Annotated in this window: 16 protein-coding genes and 1 pseudogene; 6 read left to right on the top strand and 11 right to left on the bottom strand. The window is 68.0% G+C overall.

Going from position 1 to position 19,141, the window contains the following annotated elements:
- Positions 1-40: 40 nt before the first annotated feature.
- From HDC96_RS16315 to lpxH, 3 genes are all read left to right on the top strand, one after another.
- Positions 41-1,180 carry a glycosyltransferase family 1 protein gene (locus tag HDC96_RS16315; protein WP_179460879.1) on the top strand — a complete coding sequence of 380 codons (1,140 nt, stop codon included), beginning with the start codon at positions 41-43 and terminating at the stop codon, positions 1,178-1,180.
- Positions 1,161-1,694: a phosphatase PAP2 family protein gene (locus HDC96_RS16310; RefSeq protein ID WP_179460878.1), complete on the top strand. Its 534-nt coding sequence runs from the start codon at positions 1,161-1,163 to the stop codon at positions 1,692-1,694. Before HDC96_RS16315 ends, HDC96_RS16310 begins: the two co-directional genes overlap by 20 nt.
- Before the next feature lie 86 nt (positions 1,695-1,780).
- Positions 1,781-2,524 carry a UDP-2,3-diacylglucosamine diphosphatase gene (lpxH, locus tag HDC96_RS16305; protein ID WP_179460877.1) on the top strand — a complete coding sequence of 248 codons (744 nt, stop codon included), beginning with the start codon at positions 1,781-1,783 and terminating at the stop codon, positions 2,522-2,524.
- Between the two features lie 39 nt (positions 2,525-2,563).
- Here lpxH and HDC96_RS16300 read toward each other — a convergent pair whose 3' ends face one another.
- Positions 2,564-3,820, bottom strand: a complete 1,257-nt coding sequence (locus HDC96_RS16300) for a zinc-dependent metalloprotease (protein ID WP_179460876.1) — start codon at positions 3,818-3,820, stop codon at positions 2,564-2,566.
- 244 nt (positions 3,821-4,064) lie between these two features.
- Here HDC96_RS16300 and HDC96_RS16295 point away from each other — a divergent pair, with 244 nt between their 5' ends.
- Positions 4,065-5,546: a DUF2235 domain-containing protein gene (locus HDC96_RS16295; protein ID WP_343203021.1), complete on the top strand. Its 1,482-nt coding sequence runs from the start codon at positions 4,065-4,067 to the stop codon at positions 5,544-5,546.
- On the opposite strand, the pseudogene HDC96_RS16290 reads toward HDC96_RS16295, so the two are convergent.
- From HDC96_RS16290 to HDC96_RS16255, 8 genes and pseudogenes are all read right to left on the bottom strand, one after another.
- Positions 5,519-6,377 (bottom strand): annotated as a pseudogene (locus tag HDC96_RS16290) (ferritin-like domain-containing protein). The gene HDC96_RS16295 and the pseudogene HDC96_RS16290 sit on opposite strands and share 28 nt — an antisense overlap.
- A gap of 9 nt (positions 6,378-6,386) precedes the next feature.
- Positions 6,387-7,853 (bottom strand): amidophosphoribosyltransferase, encoded by a 1,467-nt coding sequence (gene purF, locus HDC96_RS16285; protein WP_019185825.1) that lies wholly within the window; start codon positions 7,851-7,853, stop codon positions 6,387-6,389.
- A gap of 29 nt (positions 7,854-7,882) precedes the next feature.
- A complete protein-coding gene (locus HDC96_RS16280; RefSeq protein ID WP_179460875.1) occupies positions 7,883-8,662 on the bottom strand; it encodes a CvpA family protein in 780 nt (259 codons plus the stop codon).
- A gap of 55 nt (positions 8,663-8,717) precedes the next feature.
- On the bottom strand, positions 8,718-9,734 hold the full coding sequence (locus HDC96_RS16275) for an SPOR domain-containing protein (RefSeq protein WP_179460874.1): 1,017 nt from the start codon (positions 9,732-9,734) through the stop codon (positions 8,718-8,720).
- Between the two features lie 98 nt (positions 9,735-9,832).
- Positions 9,833-11,107, bottom strand: a complete 1,275-nt coding sequence (gene folC, locus HDC96_RS16270) for a bifunctional tetrahydrofolate synthase/dihydrofolate synthase (protein ID WP_179460873.1) — start codon at positions 11,105-11,107, stop codon at positions 9,833-9,835.
- Entirely contained in the window at positions 11,089-11,595 is a 507-nt protein-coding gene (locus tag HDC96_RS16265; RefSeq protein WP_179460872.1) for a hypothetical protein, read from the bottom strand. The genes folC and HDC96_RS16265 overlap by 19 nt, the downstream gene beginning before the upstream one ends.
- A 105-nt stretch (positions 11,596-11,700) precedes the next feature.
- Complete coding sequence (locus HDC96_RS16260; RefSeq protein ID WP_179460871.1) at positions 11,701-12,345, bottom strand: histidine phosphatase family protein; 645 nt, start codon at positions 12,343-12,345, stop codon at positions 11,701-11,703.
- 665 nt (positions 12,346-13,010) lie between these two features.
- A complete protein-coding gene (locus tag HDC96_RS16255; protein WP_179460870.1) occupies positions 13,011-15,173 on the bottom strand; it encodes a S46 family peptidase in 2,163 nt (720 codons plus the stop codon).
- Between the two features lie 146 nt (positions 15,174-15,319).
- On the opposite strand from HDC96_RS16255, the gene tdh reads away from it, so the two are divergent.
- Positions 15,320-16,342, top strand: a complete 1,023-nt coding sequence (tdh, locus tag HDC96_RS16250) for an L-threonine 3-dehydrogenase (RefSeq protein WP_176990742.1) — start codon at positions 15,320-15,322, stop codon at positions 16,340-16,342.
- A gap of 193 nt (positions 16,343-16,535) precedes the next feature.
- On the opposite strand, the gene HDC96_RS16245 is transcribed toward tdh, so the two are convergent.
- Positions 16,536-17,243, bottom strand: a complete 708-nt coding sequence (locus tag HDC96_RS16245) for a TorF family putative porin (RefSeq protein WP_179460869.1) — start codon at positions 17,241-17,243, stop codon at positions 16,536-16,538.
- A gap of 197 nt (positions 17,244-17,440) precedes the next feature.
- On the opposite strand from HDC96_RS16245, the gene kbl reads away from it, so the two are divergent.
- A complete protein-coding gene (gene kbl, locus HDC96_RS16240) occupies positions 17,441-18,652 on the top strand; it encodes a glycine C-acetyltransferase (protein ID WP_179460868.1) in 1,212 nt (403 codons plus the stop codon).
- A 60-nt stretch (positions 18,653-18,712) separates the two neighbouring features.
- Here the strand turns inward: kbl and HDC96_RS16235 are convergent, their stop codons facing one another.
- Entirely contained in the window at positions 18,713-19,057 is a 345-nt protein-coding gene (locus HDC96_RS16235) for a hypothetical protein (RefSeq protein ID WP_176990714.1), read from the bottom strand.
- Positions 19,058-19,141 lie beyond the last annotated feature (84 nt).

The raw sequence follows: 19,141 nt of genomic DNA, 5'->3' as shown, positions 1-19,141 counted from the left end.
TCGCCCGGCCCCAGCATGCATGGCATACCGGAGGCCCGCCATGCGCTATGCCATCGTCACCGAAACCTATCCCCCTGAAGTCAACGGCGTTGCGTTGACCGTGCAGGGCCTGGAACTGGGGTTGCGCGCCGCCGGCCACCAGGTCGATCTGGTCCGCCCGCGGCAGTCATCGGATGTCGACGCGGCCGACGGCACCGTCCTGGTCACCGGTGCCAACCTGCCACGCTATCCCGGCCTGCGCTTCGGCCTGCCCGCGCCGTCCCGCCTGACCCGCCAATGGCAGCAGCAGCGCCCGGATGCGATCTACATCGCGACCGAGGGGCCGCTGGGCTGGTCGGCCCTGCGCACGGCACGCCGGTTGGGCATTCCGGTCGCCACCGGCTTCCATACCCGCTTCGACGAATACCTCCCCGACTACGGCGTGGCCTGGCTGCAGGCCGCCGCGCTGCGCTGGATGCGGCGCTTCCACAACCAGGCCGATGCGACCCTGGTGCCCACCCAGGAACTCCAGCAGTTCCTCGGCGAACAGGGCTTCGACCGGGTCCGCCTGCTGGCACGCGCGGTGGACAGCAGCCAGTTCGAGCCCGAGCGCCGCGACCCGGCCTTGCGCGAGGAATGGGGCATCGATGGCAATGGCTTCGCCGCGATCTACGTTGGCCGCATCGCGCCGGAGAAGAATCTCGGGCTGGCGGTCAAGGCGTTCCGCCGGCTGCAGCAGGTGCGGCCCAAGGCGCGCTTCGTGTTCGTCGGCGATGGACCGGCGCGGGCCAGGCTTGCCCACGACAACCCGGACTTCATCTTCTGCGGCGTGCAGCGCGGCGATGCGCTGGCGCGCCACTTCGCCAGTGGCGATCTGTTCCTGTTTCCCAGCCGCAGCGAGACCTTCGGCAACGTGACCCTGGAAGCGATGGCCAGTGGCGTGGCCACGGTCGCTTTCGACTACGGCGCCGCCCGCGAGTACCTGCGCACCGATGACAACGGCATCGCCGTGAACGACGACACCGAATTCGTGACCGCCGCCGTGCAGCTGGCCGGCGATGACGCCCTGCGCCACCGGCTCGGCCGCAACGCCGCCACCGCGATGAAGCGGCTGCATCCACAGCAGGTGGTGGCCGAGTTCGATGCCCTGCTCGCCGAACTGGCCCAGGCCCGGAGGCCGCATGCCGACCACGCCGCTTGATGCCCTGCGCGGACACGAAACGCGCTGGTGCCGACGTGCCAACCACTACTGCCGGCGCCGCCGTGTCCGGCATGCCTTTGCGGTGATCAGCCGCCTGGGTGATGGCGTGTTCTGGTACGCACTGATGGCCGGGCTGGTGCTGCTGGACGGCGTCGACGGTCTGCGCGCCTCGCTGCACATGGCCGCCACCGGCCTGATGGCCCTGCTGCTGTACAAGGGGCTCAAGCGCTGGACGCGACGCCCGCGGCCGTTCGCCGCCGACCTGCGCATCCGTGCCTGGGTGGCGCCGCTGGACGAGTTCAGCTTCCCGTCCGGGCACACCCTGCATGCGGTGTCCTTCACGATCGTGGCGCTCGCCTACTACCCGTGGCTGGCACCGCTGCTGGTGCCGTTCACCGCGCTGATCGGGCTGTCGCGGGTGGTGCTGGGCCTGCACTATCCCAGCGATGTGCTGGCCGCGACCGGGATCGCCGCGCTGCTGGCCGCCGCCAGCCTCCAGTGGCTGCCGTTGTAGCGGCTGTCGCCGCGCGCCCCTGAATTACGCGGGCTCTTCACCCTGCAGCGATGCCTCGTCCCGTGATCCCGTTTTACAATGTGGGCATGACCACGCTGTTCATCTCCGATCTGCACCTGGACCCGAGTCGTCCAGCCATCACCGACCTGTTCCTGGCTTTCCTGCGCGATGAAGCGATGCAGGCCGATGCCCTGTACATCCTGGGCGATCTGTTCGAAGCCTGGATCGGCGATGACACGCCCTCCCCGGCCGCCGATGCGGTGGCGATCACGCTGCATGCCGTGGCCGATGCCGGCGTGCCGGTGTATTTCATCCGCGGCAACCGCGATTTCCTGGTCGGCGAGGACTACGCGCGGCGCGCGGGGTTCACGATCCTGCCCGACCCGAGCGTCATCGATCTGTATGGCCGTCCGGTGCTGCTGCAGCACGGCGACCTGCTGTGCACGGACGATGTCGCCTACCAGCAGTTCCGCGCGCAGACCCGCGACCCGGTGTTCCAGGCGCAGTTCCTGTCGCAGCCGCTGGCCGCGCGCATCGCGTTCGCGCAGAAGGCGCGCGACGCCAGCCAAGCGCGGCAGTCGGACATGAAGCAGGGCGACCGCGCCAAGTTCGAAACCGTCACCGACGTTGCCCCCGCGGAGGTCGATGCCACCTTCGGCCGCTATGGGGTGGACACGATGATCCACGGCCACACCCATCGCCCGGCCATCCATCCACTGCAGGCCGGCGGCCGCGACTGCACCCGCATCGTGCTCGGCGACTGGTACGAGCAGGGCTCGGTGCTGCGCGTCACGCCGGAAGGCTGGACGCTGGACGCGCTGGCCGGCTGATACCCGCGACGGCGTACAGCCGCCGCGGGGAGGCGCAGATCAGCGGAAAGCGGCCACCGCCGCCTTGGTGTTGACCAGCACGCGCTGATTGTCGGCGCTGCTGGCGATGCCCGTCGGGATCCCGTTGTACGTGATGTTCGGGTTGGACCAGTAGTTCAGGCGCGGGCAGCTGCGGGTGCAGTTGTAGGCCATGATCGTGCGCCAGCCGGTGCCGGTCGCCGGCTGGTAACGGTACCCGTGCCCGTAGGTATACGGCGAGGTGCTGGAGTCGGTGGCGATGTCATGCCGCGCGCTCTGCAGATGGCCGATCTCGTGCGCGAAGGAGTAGTAGCCGGTCGCGCAGTCCCAATGCACCGCCGCGAACGCGGTGGCCGCGGTGGAGCCGATGCCCGAGGCCAGCCCGCACGAACTGGCGTTGTTGATCACCAGCACCGCGACGTCTGCGCGGGTGGTGTTGCGGCTGGCGTGGATGCTGTCCATCACGCCATCGCTGGTGTTGCGGAAGCGCGCCAGATCGGTGGAGAAGCTGCTCGATTCCACATAGGGCGTGGTCTCGTACCCGGCCAGCTGCAGGGTGATGCCGACATTGCTGTTGCTGTAGCCCTGGTTGGATTCCGCGACGGCCAGCTGCACCAGCGACTGCATGTTGCCGCCGTACGCGGCCACAGCGCCGTTGGTGGCCACCACCAGCACCCGGATGGTGGCCGGGGTGCCTGAGGAAGCCGCGGCGATACCGGCCCGGTCACTGGCCGGCATCGCGATGGTGGGCAGGCTGTTGTAGTCGGCCGGATGGTCGGCCGGCATGCGCGCCTCATCCACTTCCACCAGCACATGCCGCCCATCACTGACCGGACGCAGCCGGTACAGCTGGCCGTCCCTGCGGATCGAGCCGGTCACCGTGTCGCCGTTGCGCACCAGGATCACCGCGTTCATCGGATCCGGGGCGCCAGCCTTGAGCAGCCGCGCGCCGGCGCGCGTGCCGATCTGCCCGTACCAGATGCTGCCGCCGTCGGCGAGCGTCTCCACCCGGCTCTGCAGGGCCTGCACCGGCTGCCCCAGCAGTTCGAACTCCAGTTGCTTCTGCGCCGACGCCACCGCCGCCGCATCCACGCGCACCTCCTGCACCGCGCTGGTCGACGGCGCGCCCATCAGCGCCTGCAGGGCGGGTTGCTGGGCGGTGCCGGCCCGGGTCAGCACCGTGACCGGCTCGAACAACGGGGCGGCGGCGGCGCCACCGGCGCCCAACAGACACAACGCGATCACACCTGCGGCCTTGCTCATCGAACTGGACATCATGTCGCCTCTCTTTGAGTGAAAAACGGAGTGGAGTCGGTTTGCTGCAATCCGCCGGGCGAGCCGGCCTGCCCATCTGGCGCGACGCGGTCGTGTGAATTCAATAGCAATTGCAGATGGGATTCCGGAACTGTGATCGACCGCATCTTGGTTCAGGGAGATCATGACGGCCCGCCGGTGCTGTCGCGGCGCGTGGATTCCGCGCTACCTTAGCCAGGCATCCTCGGGGAACAGGGACGACATCGCGGTGGCAGCTACCCAACCCGCAACGGCGACCACGGTGTCGCTGCATATCGGCCTGTTCTTCGACGGCACCCGCAACAACGCCGACAACCTGCAGCGCGCGTCGCGCCCGGCCGGCGCCACCACGCCCGCACCGCGGCCGCCCGCCGTGATCGCCGATGATGCATCGCCCTACCAGAGCCGGTTGACCAGCAGCTACAGCAATGGCCTGACCAACATCGCGCGGCTGCAGGCGCTGTACCCCGATCACCGGCAGATGCCGCCGGTGGACGACACGCTGGCGCTGTCGCTCTACATCGAAGGGGTGGGCACGCGCACCGGTGAGGATGACGATCTCATGGGGCTGGCATTCGGGATCGGCCGCACGGGCGTGCGCGCCAAACGCCGCCAGGCGCTGGAGCAGCTGCTGCCCGAGGCGCTGCGCCAGCTCGCCCGCGCCCAGCCCGGGCGCACGCTGGGCAGCGTGCGGGTGGATTTGTTCGGCTACTCGCGCGGCGCGGCCAGCGCGCGCGATGCGGTGAACGTGCTCAACGCGCCCGCCGCCGCCGCATGGCTGCGCGAACAGCTGGTGCGATCAGGCTGGACGCTGGCACCGGCGTTTCCCGGCACCGCGCGTCCGGTGCGCTTCGTGGGGCTGCTCGAAACCGTCGTGGCGATCGGCCGTCAGCATCGCGACGAGATACCGGCGGTCGCGCTTCCCGCAGGATGCGCGGACAAGGTCGTGCAGTTGGTCGCGCGTGACGAACACCGTGAGCACTTCGCGCTCACCAGCGTCGCGCCCGAACATGAAGAGATCGCGCTGCCGGGCGTCCACGCCAACATCGGCGGCGGCTACGACCAGCGCGTCGAAGGACCCAAGCTGCTCAGCCGTCCGCAGGGGCAGCTGCTGCGTGGCAACGAATTGGCGCCCGGCGCGGTGCCGCCGTTGGCGCTGCTGCGCGCGACCACGGTGTACCGCAGCGCACAGGCCACGTGCCGTCGCTGGCAGCGCGCACTCGGCCTGGGCGATGACGCGATCTGGGTCGACGTGTGGCATCAGTGGCAGCCGCAACGCCGCGTCGGGAGCCGCAGCGTCCTGCCGCAGCCCACCCTGCGTGCGTATGCGGCAGTGGTGCTGCGCCGCGAGATCGATTCGCGTTACCAGTTCATCGCGCTGCGGCTGCTGCACCAGCGTGCCGCGGCCGCCGGCGTGGCGTGGACAACCTCTCCGGACGCACTGCCTGCCTTGGCGCTGCCAGCGGACCTGCAGCCCATCGCCGCCCGGCTGCTGGCCGGCACGCCGCTCGATCCCGCGCAGGAACGCCTGCTGCGCCAGCGCTACCTGATGCAGTCGGCGCATTGGAACTTCGATGCGCTGGGCGACACCGCCCTGCTCTATGCCGCCGATGCGGGCACCCGGGAACTGCCGTATCGGCCGGGTCCCGGGTTGTTCTACATCAACCGGCCGACCGCAAGCGGTCAGCGCGTGGTGCTGGCCAACACCTGACCGCGCAGTTCGGTCTGTTCGATCAGCTCGGCGAGTTCTTCCTCGTCGAAGCCGGCCAGCAGGCGCGCTTCCAGGTTGAACGGGCCATACAGGAAGCCGCCGGCGTATTCCTTCAGCAGCGCCATGAACCGCGGCCGCGGCTCGACCCCTTCGCGCGTGCAGTACCAGCGATACCAGCGCGAGCCGGCCGCGACGTGCGCCACTTCTTCGCGCAGGATGATTTCCAGCACATCGGCGGTGGCGTGGTCGCCCCCGGCGCGCAGTTTCACGATCATGCCCGGCGTGACATCCAGCCCGCGCGCTTCGAGCACGCGCGGCACCAGCGCCATGCGGGCCAGCCCATCGTGCGCCGTCTTCTCGCATTTCCCACAGGCCGTTGTGCGCGTCGAAATCGCCGTAGGCATAGCCGTTGGCCTGCAGCCGATCGTGCAGCAGCATGAAGTGGCGCGATTCGTCATCGGCCACGCTGACCCAGTCGGCATGGAAGGAGGTCGGCAGGCCACGGAAGCGGTAGACCGCATCCCAGGCCAGGTCGATCGCGTTGAGTTCGATGTGCGCGATGGCGTGCACGAACGCCGCACGCCCTTCCACGCTGCCCAGGCCACGCCGCGGCAGATCGCGCGGGTGGACCAGGGTCGGCTTGGCGGGCCGCCCCGGCATCCGGATCGGGTCCGGTGCCGGCGCATCGGCCGGTGCCTTCAAGCGACCGGCGCGGAACTGCACGGCGTAGTGCTGGGTCAACGCAACCTTGCGCAGCGGATCCGGCTCGGCCAGGCAGTGCTGCGCGGCCTGCAGCAGATCGCCGGCCGCGGTATCCAACACATCACTCATGCCCTGCCCTCAGGCGCGACGCTTGTGCTTGGCATCGTCCGAACGCAGCTGCTGGATGCGCTCGAAATAGCCCGGCTCGATGCCGGTCGGATAGACGCCGTTGAAGCACGAGGAATCGAACGATTTCAGCTCGGGGTTGCCTTCGCTGACCGCCGCTTCCATGTCCTCGATGTCCTGGTAGATCAGCCAGTCGCAGCCCAGGTGCTTCTCGATTTCTTCGATGCTGCGGTTGTGCGCGACCAGTTCTTCGGCGGCCGGCATGTCGATGCCGTAGATGTTCGGGTAGCGCACCGGCGGCGCCGCGCTGGCCAGGTAGACCTTGCGGGCACCGGCGTCGCGCGCCATCTGCACGATCTGCTGGCTGGTGGTGCCGCGCACGATCGAGTCGTCCACCAGCAGCACCACGCGGTTGCGGAACTCCAGGTGGATCGGGTTGAGCTTGCGGCGTACCGACTTCACCCGCTCACCCTGGCCCGGCATGATGAAGGTGCGGCCGATGTAGCGGTTCTTGATGAAGCCTTCGCGGTACTTCACCCCGAGCGTGTTGGAGATCTCCAGCGCGGCATCGCGCGAGGTATCCGGGATCGGGATGATGGTGTCGATGTCGTGGTCCGGGCGCAGGCGCAGGATCTTCTCGCCGAGCTTGATGCCCATGCGCATGCGCGCCTTGTGCACCGAGACGTTGTCGATCATCGAGTCCGGGCGCGCGAAGTACACGTACTCGAAGATGCACGGGCTGTGCTCGACCGGCTCGGCGCAGACTTCGGAGAACAGCTCGCCGCGCGCGGTGATGACCAGCGCTTCGCCCGGGCGCACGTCGCGCACGCGCTGGAAACCGAGCACGTCGAGTGCGGCCGATTCGGAGGCCACGATGTATTCGTCGCCTTCGGCGTGGGCGCGCTTGCCCAGCACCAGCGGACGGATGCCGTGCGGATCGCGGAAGGCGACCAGGCCCAGGCCCAGCACCACGCTGATCACCGCATAGCCACCCTTGACGCGACGGTGCACGGCGGCCACGGCACGGATCGCCGCTTCCGGGGTCAGCTGGCGCTGCGCATCCAGTTCGAAGGCGAACACGTTCAGCAGCACTTCGCTGTCCGAGTCGGTGTTGACGTTGCGGCGGTCCTGCTCGAACACCTGCTGGCGCAGGGCTTCGGTATTGATCAGGTTGCCGTTATGGGCCAGCGCGATGCCGTACGGCGAGTTCACGTAGAACGGCTGCGCCTCGTCCATGCCTTCCGATCCGGCGGTGGGATAGCGCACGTGCGCGATGCCGACACGGCCTTCCAGCGTGGACATCCGCTTGGCATCGAACACATCGCGTACCAGGCCATTGGCCTTCTGCACGCGCAGGCGGGTGCCGTCGGCGGTGGCGATGCCGGCCGCGTCCTGGCCACGATGCTGGAGGACGGTCAGGCCGTCATACAACTGCCCGGCGACGTTCTGGTTGCCGACGATTCCGACGATGCCACACATGGTGCGAATCTCCGCTGGGCTGCGCCCATTTACTGTGAAGGTGGCCGTGCCTGGCCGGGGGAACCGCTCCGTGCCGGATCGGTGGGATCCGGGCGCACGAGCGCCGGATCGATGTTGTCGGGGGTGCCTGGGTGAGACCCACGCGCCGATACGTCGGCGGGGTCTCCCCCCTGCTCTGGCGTCTCGTCCAGCGGTCGCGGCCATCCGCGCCCGGCCAGCAGCCCGTCAAGCACACCATTATCGCCTGTCAGCAGCGGCTTGCCCAACTCCGAGCCGGGAAGTTGCGCCATGTTCACGTCAGGCAGCGCCATCGGCATGCCCTGCAGGTTGGGCAGCTGCGGCATGTCGGGCATCTGCGGCATCCTGGCCTGCATCCAGCCCACACCGGGGCTGAGCATCGCGCGCAGGTTGGAATCACGCCAAGCTGCCTCGCGCGGCAACGGCGTATACGAGGCGATCAGCAGCAGCACACAACCGATCAGGCCGCCCCGGGCCAGGCCCAGCACGCCGCCCAGCATCCGGTCGGCGCCGTTGAGGCTCGTCGAACGCACGGCCTGCCGGATTACCAGGCCGATGGCCCACACCGCCACCATCACCAGCAGGAACACGCTCAGGTAGCCCGCGAACAGGTGCCAGGTACCGGGCGCGGCCGGCGCCGACCACCAGCCTGCGGCCGCCGTACCGAACATCAGCGCCGCCCAGCTGCCGAGCAGCCAGGACAGGGTGCTGATGAGGATGCTGACGAAGCCGCGCATCACCCCGAGCAGGGTCGAGATGCCGATCACCGCCAACAGTACGAAATCGATCACGCGCGTCCTCCGGGGAGGAACGTTCGGGCCTCACGGCACGGGCGCATGGCCGGCATCAGGGATGCGGCCGGACCATGCCGGCGACGCCGACCTTGGCAGCCACCTGGGCCTTGAGGTTCTCCGCATCACCGCGGTTGGCGACCGGCCCGACGCGGACCCGGTTGAGGGTGCCCTTGTCGGTGCGGACCTGCTCGACGAAGGCGCTGAAGCCGGCGGCACGGACCTTGTCGCGCAGCGCGTTGGCCTCGGCTGCCTGGCCGAAGGCACCCAGCTGCACGGCGAAGCCGACGCTGCTGGCCGCCGGCGCAGCCGGGGCCGCGACCGGTGGCGCGGCGGCCGTTTCGGGCTTGGGTGCCGGGGCCGGCTTGGGCTCGGGCTTCGGCGCGACCGGCTTCGGTTCCGGCTTGGCAGCCGCGACCGGTTCGGCCGGCAGGGATTCGGTTTTCACGGTGTTGCCGGACGGCGCAGCGGCGGCGCTGGAGGCGGTCGGCGCCGTCGCAGCGGCCGCCGGGGTGGCGGCGACAGCGGTATCGGCGCGCGCGTCCAGGGTGATGACTTCGGCCTTGACGTCGTTGCGTACCTTCACCGCCTGCAGGCGGCCGGCTTCGGCCAGCGCGCGGTCGGCATAGGGGCCCACGCGGACACGCCAGGCCTGGCGGCCATTGATCGTGGCCGGCTCGCGGAAGCCCGCCAGCTGGGCGCTCTTCAGCGTGGCGATGACGCGGTCGGCATCGGCCTCGCTGGCATAGGCGCCAAAGCTCACGGCGTAGTTGCCCGCGGCCACGGCCGGCGAGGTATCGGCCGGCGCTGGATCGGCGGCGGCAGCGCTGTCGGCCAGTGGCTGGGTGGTCGATGCCCCGCTCTGCAGGCCGGTGGCGCCACCGGTCGGTGCGACCAGCGGCAGCTCGCGGGTTTCGAACTGGCCATCGGATGGCGCGGCCGGTGCGCTGATCGGCACGTTGGCAACGCCACTGTCAGGCGCGGGACCCTTGACGAGCATGGGCAGGAAAATCACGGCCAACGCCACCAGGACGATGGCACCAATCAGTCGCTGTTTCAGAGGAGTATCCACGTGAAGGCAGGCAGGCGGCGCGGCGGAATGCCACGGGGATTATACGGGTGCGCGCGTGTGCGGCGGCTGATGCGGCTGAACGGCGCTGCAAAGACCCCTCAGGTGCCGGGATCCAGGGTCTGCAGTGCCTCGGCAGCGGTATGGAAGGAGCCGAACACCAGCAGCCGATCACCGGCCTTGGCCTGCTGCAGGGCGTGCTGCAGGGCGTCGGCAACGGTGGCGTGGAGTGTGGCGCCGGCCGCTGCCGTGCCGTCCAGGCGTGCCTGCAGTTCCCCGGCGCTCTGCGCACGGGCACCGGCCAGCCCGGCCAGATGCCACTGCTGGACCTGGTCGGCCAGGGCATCGACGACGCCGGCCGCGTCCTTGTCCTGCAGCGCGGCGAACACGGCGAGGGTACTGCTGCCGGCGACGCGGGCGGCCTTGAGTGCCCCCGCCAGTTCGCGGGCGGCCTGCGGGTTGTGGCCGACATCGACCAGGACCTCGACACCGTCACGATCGAAGGCCTGCAGACGGCCGCGGATACGCGCGGCGGCAACGCCTTGGATGAAGGCCGTGCGCGGCAGTGGGCGATCCAGCGCGCGCAGGGCGGCGATCGCGGTGGCGGCATTGGCGCGCTGGATGGGACCGCGCAGCGTCGGGTACGGCAGTTCGAGACGGAAGCCGACATCGCGCCAGCGCCAGCGTTCGCCATCGATGTCGTCGGCGAAGAAGTCACTGCCACCCCGGATGGCGTTGGCCCCCACCAGATAGGCACGCGCGAGCACGCTCGAGGGCGGGTCGATTTCGCCGAGGATGACCGGCTTCCAGCCGCGGATGATGCCGGCCTTCTCGGTGCCGATCGCTTCACGGTCCTCGCCCAGCCAGTCGCTGTGGTCGATGTCCACGGTGGTGATCACCGCGACGTCGCTGTCGACGATGTTGACGGCATCCAGGCGGCCGCCAAGGCCGACTTCCAGCACGGCCAGGTCGAGCCCGGCCTGCGCGAACAGGTGCAGCGCGGCCAGCGTGCCGTATTCGAAGTAGGTCAACGTGGTGTCGCCACGGGCATCTTCGATGGCATTGAACGCCGCCATCAGTGCCTCGTCGCTGGCGTCCTCGCCATCGATGCGCACGCGCTCGTTGTAGCGCAGCAGGTGCGGCGAGGTGTACGCGCCGACCTTCCAGCCGGCGGCACGGGCGATCGCTTCGATGAAGGCGACGGTGGAGCCCTTGCCGTTGGTGCCACCGACCACGATGCTGCGCTCGGCCGGTGCGCCCAGCCCCATCGCCTGCGCCACGGTACGCACCCGGTCCAGCCCCATGTCGATGGTGGCGGGGTGCTGCTGCTCGATGTAGCTGAGCCAATCGGAGAGGGTCAGGGGACGTTGTGGCACGACGGTGGTTCCAGGTGGATCTGCTTGACCGTGGCCCCCAGCCAGGAGCGCTTGCCGGTCAGATGGGCAGTGACGGGTTGATGCGGATAGCGATGATAAAGCCTGCGGTCGATGCAGACACGATCGCGCGGGCCCTGCTTCAGGCTCTCACCGCGGATCGAGGCGCAGCGGCGACCGCCGTGGTCGGTGCGTACCTGGTGCAGTTCGGCATAGGGCTGGCCGGCCACTGCGGTATACAGCCAGGGCAGCGTGCGCGTGGCGGTGCACCAGTACATCGCGGCAAGCAGGAACGGCGTGGCCAGATACCCGAGCAGCAATCGCCCGGGGGTTGCCCGGAGCGTGCGCTGCACCTCGTCCGTGGTCAGTGCGCGGCGGCACAGCCAGAACGCGGTGCCGGCGCCGAGTACCGCAGACGCCGCCACGCAGGCCGGGGAATACAGGACAGGACGCGGCAGGAACTCGACCCACCACCCCAACAGCGACGCCACGGCCAGTCCACCGGTCGCCCACGGCACCCCACGATGGGGCGGAACAGGCGGCCCTGCGCGGCTCGCCAGCCAGTGACCGAGCCGTCGCGTCCAGACGCACACCGCTTACAGCGCGCGGTGCTTGGCTTCGCCGAAGAACGGGGTGTGGTGGGCGCAGTCGTTCAGGCGCACCACTTCGAGCTGGTCGAGGTCGGGGCCTTCGAGCAGGTTGAGGGTGGTCGGTGCCTGGCGGAAGGTCCACAGGCGCGAGATCGGCAGGCCGAGGATGCGGCACAGGATCACGCGGTTGACGGCGTCATGGGCGACGACCAGCAGGGTGTCATGTTCACCCAGGCCTTCGGCGGCACGCGCCAGGCCACGCCAGCTGCGCTCAAGCACCAGGCGCAGCGATTCGCCGCCGGGCATCAGCACGGTGTCCGGCTCTTCGCGCCAGGCACGCAGGCGGGAGGGATCCTTGTCATGGATTTCGCTGGCGAGCAGGCCTTCCCATTCGCCGTGGGCGATTTCCTGCAGGTCCGGTTCAGTCAGCAGCATCGGGGCCCGCTCGGCGCCAAGAGCGAGCTGGGCGGTGAGCTGGGCGCGCACCAGCGGCGAGGCGACGGCGCGGGTGATGTCCACGGACTTCAGCCGTTCGCCCAGCGCGTTGGCCTGGGCTTCGCCGATCGGCGACAACGGGATATCGATCTGGCCTTGGTAGCGGCCTTCGGCATTCCACGGCGTTTCGCCGTGACGGGCAAGCAGGATGCGCATGCGGACAAGGGTTCCTTGGGGGGAGGAGGTTTCGGCGTTTCGTTCACATCCTGTGAAACCACACCGAACGGGGATCATACCCGGTCGCGGCGGTGAAGCTGCGCGGCTCTTTTGTCTTTGACGGATGGCTCGTAGAGCGTTGGCGCCTGACTGGCCCGCGCAGGCTGAGGCGGGGCAGCCTCTGGCAGGACGCGCCGTGAACCCATCCCTGGGGGCTCGTACGACGGCATCCATGCCGTCGAACGGTCCTGCCAGAGGCTGCCCCGCCTCATCCACCAAGGTTTCCGTCGCTGACGCGGACACGAGAGCAACTGCAGTGCCGCTGCTTTTCCGTCCGTACAACGGTCCTGCTAGAGGCTGCCCGGCCTCATCCAACAAGGTTTGTCGCTGAAGCGGACGCAGAGAGCAGGTGCAGTGCCGCTTCGCTTTTTTTGTCCGCACGCAGGCATCTGTCCAGAGCGCGTCGGGCAGGGCTGGGCGAGACCGTTCGACCGCACGGATGCGGTCGTACGAGCCCCCATGGATGGGTTCACGGCGTGTCTCGCCCAGCCCTGCCCGACGCGCTCCCTCAGGGAAAAACAAGACGCCACGAGTTGGAGGTATAGCGGACCATAAAAAAAACCCCGCAGATTTCGCTGCGGGGTTCTGGAAACCGACGTGTCGGCTTACTTGCTGAGGTTCAGCTCTTTCAGCAGCTGCGGCGCCGGCGCCACTTCCTGCATGATCCACTGCATATAGCGGCTGTCGACCGCGATCATGCGGGTCATCACCGGATCGAACACCCAGTTCGAACTCACCGACTCCCAGTTGCCATCGAAGGCCAGGCCGACCAGCTTGCCGTTGGCATCCAGCACCGGCGAACCGGAGTTGCCGCCGGTGATATCCAGGTTGGACAGGAAGTTCACCGGCACCGAACCGATGCGCTTGTCTTCCAGGCCGCCGTAGCGCTTGGCCTTGACCGCATCGAGCAGCGCCTTCGGTGAATCGAACGGATCTTCGCCGGTTTCCTTCGCCGCCACGCCTTCCAGGGTGGTGAACGGGGTGTAGTTCACGCCGTCCTTGCCGTAGCCCATGACGTTGCCGAAGGTGATGCGCAGCGACAGGTTGGCGTCCGGGTAGACGAACTCGCCCTTGCTCTTCTTGTAGTCGGCCACGGCCTGCAGGTACAGCGGGCGCGACACCAGCGACTCGCCTTCGCGGGTCTTCTTCTGCTCTTCCTGCTTCAGCAGCGCCGGCATCACCGCCACCGCGTACTGGATCGCCGGATCGGTGCTGGCCTCGAACGCCGCGCGGTCGGCCTTGAACCACGTCAGGCGCTCATCCAGGCTGCCCAGCTTGGTGGCCGAGAGCTTGCCGACCAGACCCTGCACGGCGGCCGCGTCGCTGCCCGCCAGCCACTGGTTGAGCACCTCGTTGCTGCGCTGCGCGGCCGGCAGTGCCACGTACTGGCTCAGCCAGTATGTCTGCAGCTGCTGGTCCATGCGCGCGACATAGCGGCGGTCCATCTGCTTCAGGCCGCCTTCGATCGACGGCAGGTCGCGTTCCTGGTAACCGGCTTCACGCTCGGCGTCGGGCTTGCTGCGCTCGATCGACAGGCGGTACAGGTTGATCGCCGCCCCCACTGCCGAGGTGCTGTTGAACTGGCTGACGAACAGGTCGCGCTCACGCGTCGCCTTGCTGGTGTCCAGGTGCTGGATCAGCTGCGCATGCGCGGCCAGGGCCGGCTTGCCGGCGGCGCCGCGCTTCTTCAGCCAGGCCAGCACGGCGGCTTCCTCGGCCTGCTTCTGGCCGGCCGCGTCGATGCGCTTGAAGCCCTCCAGCTGGCCGGCGTAGTTCTTGGCCACGTTGTTCATGCTGGCCGCGGTGGCGGCGTACTTCACCTTGACGTCCGGATCGGCCTTGCCGGCCTCGTCGATCATCTTCAGCACCGCGTTGTAGTGGCGCGCGATGGTCGGGTAGGTCCAGCTGGCGGTTTCATTGAACTCACCGGCCAGGGCGTAGCGGTTGGTGCGGCCCGGGTAGCCGGCCACCATCACGAAGTCGTCGGCGCCCAGCGGCTGGTCGGCGAATTTCAGGAAGTGCTTGGGCTGGTATGGCACATTGTCGGCGGAGAAGGCGGCCGGCTTGCCGTCCTTGCCCACGTAGGCGCGGTAGAACGAGAAGTCGCCGGTGTGGCGCGGCCACATCCAGTTGTCGATGTCGCCGCCGAACTTGCCGACGCTGCCCGGGGGCGCGTAGACCAGGCGCACGTCCTTGATTTCCATGTTGCGGAACAGGCGGTAGGTGTTGCCGCCGGAGAAGCTGTACAGGCGGCAGCGGAAGCCGGCATCGGCTTCACAGGCGGCGGTCTGGGCCTTGTCGAAGGCCTCCAGCGCGCGGGTGCGGGCCAGCGGGTTCTTGCCGGCGGCAGCGATCGCGGCCTTGGCCTGGTCGGTCACGTCGATGATCTGGTCCAGCACGAACACGCGGGCGTTCGGGCCGGCGCTCAGCTCGTCCTTCAGGGTCGGCGCGTTGAAGCCGTCCTTGATCAGGTTCTTCTCGGCCGTCGAGTTCAGCTGGATCGCACCGTAGGCACAGTGGTGGTTGGTGACCACCAGGCCCTTCGGGGAGACGAAGCTGGCGGTGCAGCCGCCCAGCGCCACGACCGCGCCCATCGGGTCGCCGGTCAGGTTGGAGATCTGCTCCGGGGACAGCTTCAGGCCGGCCTGCTTGAGCGGACCGGCGATTTCCGGCAGCTGCTGCGGCACCCACATGCCTTCTGCGGCATGGGCGACCTGGACCAGCCCAAGGCTGGCGACGACGGAGAAAGCAAGCAGGTTCGAGCGCATAGAGCAGCCCCTGGTGAAAGAACCGCCGATTCTAGCCCAGCCGCTGCGCCGCCAAACCACCCGCGCTGCAACATGGGAAAACCGCCGGCGGCTCTATAATCCGCGTTTTCCCCCAGACGAGTTCCACCCCGATGGCGCAGCAAACAATGAAGGCCCTGGTCAAACGTGAAGCCGCCAAGGGCATCTGGCTGGAAGAGGTTCCGGTCCCCACCCCCGGTCCCAACGAGGTCCTGATCAAGCTGGAAAAGACCGCCATCTGCGGTACCGACCTGCACATCTACCTGTGGGACGAGTGGAGCCAGCGCACGATCAAGCCGGGCCTGACCATCGGCCACGAGTTCGTCGGCCGCATCGCTGAAATCGGCCCGGGCGTGACCGGCTATGAAGTCGGCCAGCGCGTCTCGGCCGAAGGCCATATCGTCTGCGGCCATTGCCGCAACTGCCGTGGCGGCCGCCCGCACCTGTGCCCGAACACCGTCGGCATCGGCGTCAACGTCAACGGCGCCTTCGCCGAGTACATGGTGATGCCGGCCAGCAACCTGTGGCCGATCCCCGACCAGATCCCGTCCGAGCTGGCCGCCTTCTTCGATCCGTACGGCAACGCCGCGCACTGCGCGCTGGAGTTCAACGTGATCGGCGAAGACGTGCTGATCACCGGCGCCGGCCCGATCGGCATCATTGCCGCGGGCATCTGCAAGCACATCGGTGCACGCAACGTGGTGGTCACCGACGTCAACGATTTCCGCCTGAAGCTGGCCGCCGACATGGGCGCCACCCGCGTGGTCAACGTGGCCAACACCTCGCTCAAGGACGTGATGAAGGACCTGCACATGGAGGGCTTCGACGTGGGCCTGGAAATGAGCGGCAACCCGCGCGCGTTCAACGACATGCTCGACTGCATGTACCACGGCGGCAAGATCGCCATGCTCGGCATCATGCCCAAGGGCGCCGGCTGCGACTGGGACAAGATCATCTTCAAGGGCCTGACCGTGCAGGGCATCTACGGCCGCAAGATGTACGAGACCTGGTACAAGATGACCCAGCTGGTGCTGTCCGGTTTCCCGCTCGGCAAGGTGCTGACCCACCAGCTGCCGATCGACGATTTCCAGAAGGGCTTCGACCTGATGGAACAGGGCAAGGCCGGCAAGGTCGTACTGAGCTGGAATTGAGGCATCGCGCCGTTGGCGCGCCGGCCGGTGTCACGACCAACGGTCGTGATCTACCCGGTAGGTACCGACCGTTGGTCGGTACGCGCCTCGGACGTGGCATGGCCCCGGTAGGTACCGACCGTTGGTCGGTACGCGCCCGGCAAACGAAAAAGGCGCCTTTCGGCGCCTTTTCCATATCCATCGCAGCGTCAGGTCATTTGCCAACAGCCACGGTGAACACCACGCGGTTGTCCGCCAACTTGCCGTTGTTGTCGCGACCGGCGCCATCGGTGCCGTGGTACCCCAGGCCCAGGTTGAACAGGCCGAACTGGCGGCTCACGCCGACGTTGAAGTCGGTGTAGTCCTTGCCGAAATCGGTCTCGAGCGAGGTGCGGCCCACGTTCGCGCTCAGGGTGAAATCATTGGGCAGGCCCCACTCGCCGCCCACCGCGTAATACCAGCTCTTGGTATCGGACCCGGACAGGTCGTCGGTGTAGGCCACCGTCAGCTTGTACTGCTCGGCGAAGGTGGTGGTGGTGATCAGCTCGTTGTAGTTCAGCTCGCTGGCGCCCGGATAGGTGTAGCGGTTGAGCAGCACGTCGAAATTGACGCCGTCGGTGACATCCACCCCGTAGCCGATCAGGTAGTCGATCTCGGTGCTTGGGTCGCCCGGCCCGAAGTCCACGCCCGAGCCCCAGACACCGGCGTACAGGCCCACCGGGGAGGTATAGGTGAAGCCGGCCTGGATCGTCGGGTCCTCGTCAGTCTGGGAGACACCGCGGAACACGTAATCCGATACGGCGGTGACGCTCCAGCTGAAGGGAGAGGCGTCCTCGTCCTCGTCCTGGGCACTGGCGGCGAACGGGGCAAGCAGGGCGGCGCAGAGCACAGCGGCGGCGGTACAGCGCGTGGCGTGGTTCATGCGGGGTCTCTCCAGACGTGGGTGGGGGTGGGCGGAACGGCGCGGTTTACAGTTTTTTAACCTGATTGATATTGCGATGCAACAATCACGTCTGCAACCTTCTCCCGGCCTGCCCCGCCCATCGGCCGCCCGCGGCAACCCCGCCGTCGCCCCCGACAGGTAAAATCCCGGGTTTCCCGTGCCGAAGACTGCCTGCCATGACCGACGCCACCACCGCCTCGTTGACCCAGCACTACGTTGAAGAACTGGAGGCGATCCGCGCCCAGGGCCTGTTCAAGTCCGAACGCATCATCACCAGCCCGCAGTCGGCCGAGATCACCCTGGACGACGGCCGCACGGTGCTGAACTTCTGCGCCAACAACTACCTGGGCCTGGCCGACCATCCGGACCTGATCCAGGCCGCGAAGGACGCCCTGGATACCCACGGCTTCGGCATGGCCTCGGTGCGCTTCATCTGCGGCACCCAGGACCTGCACAAACAGCTGGAAAAGCAGATCGCCGAGTTCTTCGGCAAGCAGGACACCATCCTGTACGCGGCCTGCTTCGACGCCAACGGCGGCCTGTTCGAGCCGCTGCTGGGCGAGCACGACGCGATCATCTCCGATGCGCTCAACCATGCCTCGATCATCGATGGCGTGCGCCTGTGCAAGGCCAAGCGCTTCCGCTACGCCAACTGCGACATGGCCGATCTGGAAGCCCAGCTGCAGGCCGCCGATGCCGCCGGCTGCAGGACCAAGCTGATCACCACCGACGGCGTGTTCTCGATGGACGGCTTCATCGCCCCGCTGGACGAGATCACCGCGCTGGCGAAGAAGTACAACGCCCTGGTGCACATCGATGAGTGCCATGCCACCGGCTTCCTTGGCGCGACCGGCCGCGGCTCGGCCGAGGTCAAGGGCGTGCTGGAGAAGATCGACATCATCACCGGCACCCTGGGCAAGGCCATGGGCGGCGCGCTCGGCGGCTTCACCTGCGCCAGCGCCGAAGTGATCGAACTGCTGCGCCAGCGCTCGCGCCCGTACCTGTTCTCCAACTCGCTGCCGCCGCACGTGGTCGCCGCCGGCATCAAGGCCTTCGAGATGCTGGCCGCCGCCGATGACCTGCGCGACACCCTGGCGCAGAACACCGCCTACTTCCGCGAGAAGATGACCGCCGCCGGTTTCGATGTGAAGCCGGGCGTGCACCCGATCAGCCCGGTGATGCTGTACGACGCGCCGCTGGCGCAGAAGTTCGCCGAGCGCCTGCTCGAAGAAGGCATCTACGCGATCGGCTTCTTCTTCCCGGTGGTGCCCAAGGGGCAGGCCCGCATCCGCACCCAGATCAGCGCCGCGCACACCCGTGCGCACCTGGACCGTGCGATCGATGCCTTCACCCGGATCGGCCTGGAGCTGGGCGTCATCAAGGGGTGAGCGGACGACGGCGCCTGGCGCGCCGTCCCCCCGAAACGCCGGGCCATGCCCGGCGTTTTTTTATTTCTTCTTTTTCTTCTTGTCCTTGGCCGATTCCTTGCTGGCCACCACCACCGGCGCGGCGACCGGACCGTCCTGGCCGTTGCCCTTGGCCACGCGGATGCCGTTGGCCTTCATCCAGGCGTCGAACTCGTCGGCGCTCATGCGCTTGTCGCCATCGCTCATCATGAAGCGGTAGCTGCCGCGGCCGTCCAGTTCGGGAATCTTGATCTCCACCACCTTGTCGGTCACCGGCGGATCCTGCTTGGCGATCTGTTTGTGGCCGCCACAGGCGGTCAGCAGCGCGGCCGGCAACAACAGGCAGGCGCCGCGGAACAGGGAACGGGTGAGGCTACGGATGTGCATGGTCTTACTCCCGGTGTTGAACGGAACGTCCCTTCGAAGGCCATCCATTGCCCGGGTCGATTGGCCTGCCACATGCCGGCAGGC

Source organism: Stenotrophomonas sp. JAI102, assembly GCF_013409105.1.
GTDB lineage: Bacteria > Pseudomonadota > Gammaproteobacteria > Xanthomonadales > Xanthomonadaceae > Stenotrophomonas > Stenotrophomonas maltophilia_AA.
The sequence above is the reverse complement of the archived record's forward strand: the minus strand, read 5'-3'. Positions and strand labels throughout refer to the sequence as shown.